Genomic DNA, 3,739 nt, shown 5'->3' with positions numbered 1-3,739 from the left:
GGAGCGTTCAGCACCCTTCTTAAGAAAGCGAAGAATGCCCCCGCCGTTGTCCGGCAGGGCTACGCCGACTCGCTAGAGGCTCAGGGGAAGCACTTCCCTGCGCTGGAGCACCGCCTCAAAATCGCCGCGCAAGAGTCCACGCCATGGGCCTTGCACGCACTGAGCGCGACCCTTAGGTCGCTGGCACGCTACAGTGAGGCCGCACGGGTGGCGTCCCTCTCCACCAAACAGTTTCCGGGTGCTCCCCTGGGTTGGCACGACCTTGGGATCGCAGCCACCGCCCTGCACCGTCCGGAACTTGCCGTTCGCGGCTATAGCAAGGCTGCACAAATAGCACAAACCTCCTCGGAGAAGTTCGACCACAGCGCCAATCTTCTCGCCTGGGCATCGTGCCTAGAGTCGCAGAAAAAGTACGGAGAAGCGGCGCAGAAGTACCGTCAGCTCGCCGCCTTCCAAGGTGCCAGCGCGGAGCAAGTGCGCACTGCCAACCTGCGCGCCCGCGCCGCAGAGCTCGCCGGTGACGGCACCAACTAAGCAATCTCGGACGAATTTCCAGTCTCATCCAGAGCGGGCCGAGAGATTCTCTCGACCCGCTCTGTTCGCTATTCATCAGAGACAACGGATACGGAAATTGACGCAGCGGGAGCATTAGGCAATGCCACTGTGGGAATTGCTCCCCAGACCAATGTACGCTCTACTCCGCACACCGGGTATCGCCTCGGACATTCTCAGTACAGGGGGGGCATAGGGTATAACGTAGCCCATGCCTTTCTCGGAGATTCTGGGTCAAGAAACTGCTCTCGCTACCCTCAAAGCGGCACTGGAGCGCGATGAGGTGCCGCAGGTTTATTTATTTGTGGGGCCGGAGAGCGTCGGCAAGACCACGACCGCACTGGCGTTTGTGCGGGCGCTCTTTGGCAACACCCCCGTGCACAACAAGCGTATCGGGGAGAACCAGCACCCGGATCTCACGCGCATCGCCCCCGATGGCGAGCTGACCCGCATCTGGCAGCTCTGGAACCGCCCGGGGCATCCGACCGGCGCTCTGGAGAATCTCAGCTTTGCCCCCATCAACGCCCCCCGCCGCGTCTATCTCATCGAGCGGGCGGAGACACTCAACGAGGAGTCGGCGAACTCACTGCTCAAGGCACTGGAGGAGCCACCCCGCTACATTCAGTTCGTGCTCTGCGCCCCCAGCGTCACCAGTGTCCTGCCCACTGTTCTTTCGCGCTGCCAGGTCGTGCGCTTCTCCGCCGTGCCGCGTGAGACCATCCAAAAGGCGCTCGCCGCCCGTGGTGTCGCCGATGCCGCCACCATCGCCGCCTGCGCCGAGGGTGCGCCCGGCCGCGCGTTCCGCCTCGCCGAGACGGGCGAGCTTCAGGAGCAGCGCGGGGCACTCCTCGATCTGGCCCACCGGATCGCTCTCTCCCCGCCTATCGCGGCGTTTCGCCTCGCCGAGGACTTGCGTAAGCTCTCCGCGCCGCCCAAAGTCAAAAAAGGCGAAGAGGAACCCGAGGAGAAATCGTCGCGCGGTGACATGGGCCGAGCACTCGATGTGCTCGCCACCTGGTACGGTGATCTGCTCCAGCTCTCTTTGCGCGGCCCGGACGCTCCGATTCTTCACGCGGATCGGCGCATAGAGGCTCGTGAGGCCGCCGCCAAGTACCGCCCCGAGCAGCTCACCGCCTGCCTTGAGGCGCTCTTTAAGTCCCGTCGCCACCTGGCCCGCAACGCCAATGCCCAGCTCGCGACCGAAGCGCTTCTAATGAAGCTGGCTCCGCGAACCTAACGCAGTGACCGACACGCTCTTTCTTGCGGACTTCCGGCGGGCCTGCACCAGCAAATACTGCCCTCTCTGTGCACTGGTCACGGAGACAGCCAGGCGCTATTTCAGCTCCCTCCTCAATGGATTCACGCTCGCACCGGACATCCACCAGCGGCTCGCACGCTCCCGAGGGTTCTGCCGCGCCCACGCCTGGCTCCTCAAAGAAGTCGAGCAGGTGGAGCGGGGCGACGGCAACGGAACCGCGACACTGTACAGCACGGTTCTTCAGGGCATCCGGGGTGAGCTGGACGCGTGCCTGGCGGAATCTCCCTCGGGAGCGGCCACGAAAACACACTGGTGGCGTGCTTCCCCGGCTCCGTTTGGTAAAAGGCTCCGGGAGCGGCTTCGTCCCGAGGGAATTTGCCTGATGTGTGAGCACCAGAAAGAAACCGAGGAATTCGCCCTGGAGCAGCTTATCGAGGCGCTGGATGAGACCGGTGGCAGCGGCGAGCTCGCCCTGCTCTACGATGCCAGTGCCGGGGCCTGCCAGCCTCACTTTCTTCGCCTGCTGGAGCGCGCCTCAACGGACAGCACTGCCCGCTGGCTAGCGCACGTCCAGCGGCAGCATCTTGCGCTGCTGGAGGCACAACTGGACACGTACCGCCGCAGGGATTACCAAAAAACACCAAGCGAGGCCGAGGACGATAGCTGGATACGGGCGCTCGCCCAGACAGCAGGCCTGCCCCACGCCTTTGGTGAGGTTGTGGAATAATGCTGTATTGGTCCCCACCGTGATGGTCGTACAGTTGGGGCGGAGGGGATTATCAGGCAACCCGTCCAGGAGTTCGCTGCCGTCGTAGTCGAAGTAGCGCACGTCGTTCGCGCTGGTGGCCTCGTTTGCACTTGTGGCGCTGAACCTACGTCCGCTTTCGTCGTGCTCCAGTCCGGTGAAGCCATACGGTTGACCGCCAAAACCATTGGAGCTGGTGCTGGAAATAACTTGGCCGAACGGATCGAAGCTGTTCTGCTGAGCGGGTGCGCCCGAACTGTTCAGAAGCGTGACGACGCTACCTAAGTGATCCGTGACGGTCGCGTTGCCGCCTAAACTTGCGTGGTTGTCTACGCCCGTGGTCTTGGCAAACACGCCGCTGCCCGTGCCGCCGTAGCCTCCACCCGACCCGTCGCCAACCGGAGGTTCGTCTCCCCCACCGCCGCCGGAGCCGCTGACTAGAGAGACGGTCTTGACGCGGCCCCACGCATCGTAGGTGAACGCCTTGTCGCCTGCACGAAGCACTTTGCCCGATGGCGCATCATGAACAATGGGGCTAAGACCGGGAAGACCACCGGCGGCGGGAGCACTCAGAAGCAGGTTATCCGCATCGTAGACCCAGGCAGGTTGAGAGAAGCCTGCCTGAGGAAAAAGTATTAGCAGAAAAAAGAAGAACAGTAATTGATCAAAGTTCTTCCTAGAATCATTCGTCATACGGAATATTTTTGTCATCGTACCCTATTAGCAAAAATCTTTTATTGATTTCATCTTGAAAATCATCATCAATATATGGATCCCAGTCAAATAAAATCTTTGTATAGTCATGCTTCATTTTTATGAGGTTAAAAATAGTGCTTCGTATCAATAATCTATAATCTTCCTTTTCTTTAACTTTATTGAATAAATCGCGGACAACAAAAATCACGTCACCATTTTGTATTTTTTCAATATAAAATTCTTTTTCTTTATTGGTCAGCGGAATTTCCTCATAATTACGTATCATTGCTTCCTCCATCTAACATGTCCATAGTTAGTAGTATGTACAGGGCGAAATCCCATTTTGACCATATGTTGTCCAGTTTTTGTCCCCATTGCTGCTGCTTCATTAGAAAACCCTTGTGCTTTTAAAGCTTTAAATTTTGTTAAATTATCACCAGCATAGTTACTAACTATGCCTTTAACATGATTTCCAAATTTATTAAGAG

Annotated in this window: 4 protein-coding genes and 1 pseudogene; 3 read left to right on the top strand and 2 right to left on the bottom strand. The window is 58.5% G+C overall.

The genetic code is table 11. The features are described from left to right. The 3 genes and pseudogenes from ACH2EH_RS16475 to ACH2EH_RS16465 all read left to right on the top strand — a co-directional run. Window positions 1-534 (top strand): annotated as a pseudogene (locus ACH2EH_RS16475) (hypothetical protein); the annotation flags it as partial. Window positions 535-763: 229 nt separating this feature from the next. After that, window positions 764-1,789, top strand: coding sequence for an ATP-binding protein (locus tag ACH2EH_RS16470; protein WP_395143248.1), 1,026 nt, complete (start codon window positions 764-766; stop codon window positions 1,787-1,789). 4 nt (window positions 1,790-1,793) lie between these two features. Beyond that, window positions 1,794-2,537 carry a DUF6062 family protein gene (locus ACH2EH_RS16465; protein ID WP_395143246.1) on the top strand — a complete coding sequence of 248 codons (744 nt, stop codon included), beginning with the start codon at window positions 1,794-1,796 and terminating at the stop codon, window positions 2,535-2,537. Window positions 2,538-3,237: 700 nt separating this feature from the next. On the opposite strand, the gene ACH2EH_RS16460 is transcribed toward ACH2EH_RS16465, so the two are convergent. Together ACH2EH_RS16460 and ACH2EH_RS16455 are read right to left on the bottom strand one after the other, a co-directional pair. Continuing rightward, window positions 3,238-3,549, bottom strand: a complete 312-nt coding sequence (locus tag ACH2EH_RS16460; RefSeq protein ID WP_395143244.1) for a hypothetical protein — start codon at window positions 3,547-3,549, stop codon at window positions 3,238-3,240. Then, window positions 3,534-3,739: hypothetical protein (locus tag ACH2EH_RS16455; protein WP_395143243.1), on the bottom strand; the 206-nt coding region annotated here is incomplete at its 5' end. The genes ACH2EH_RS16455 and ACH2EH_RS16460, both read right to left, overlap by 16 nt.

The organism is Armatimonas sp. (assembly GCF_043760365.1).
GTDB lineage: Bacteria > Armatimonadota > Armatimonadia > Armatimonadales > Armatimonadaceae > Armatimonas.
Note: the sequence above shows the minus strand (reverse complement) of the source record. Positions and strands in the feature narration are given on the sequence as shown.

Excerpts from the sequence above, each read along its gene's own strand:
- ACH2EH_RS16460 (WP_395143244.1), bottom strand. The coding sequence starts at position 3,549 with ATGGAGGAAGCAATGATACGTAATTATGAGGAAATTCCGCTGACCAAT.
- ACH2EH_RS16470 (WP_395143248.1), top strand. The coding sequence starts at position 764 with ATGCCTTTCTCGGAGATTCTGGGTCAAGAAACTGCTCTCGCTACCCTC.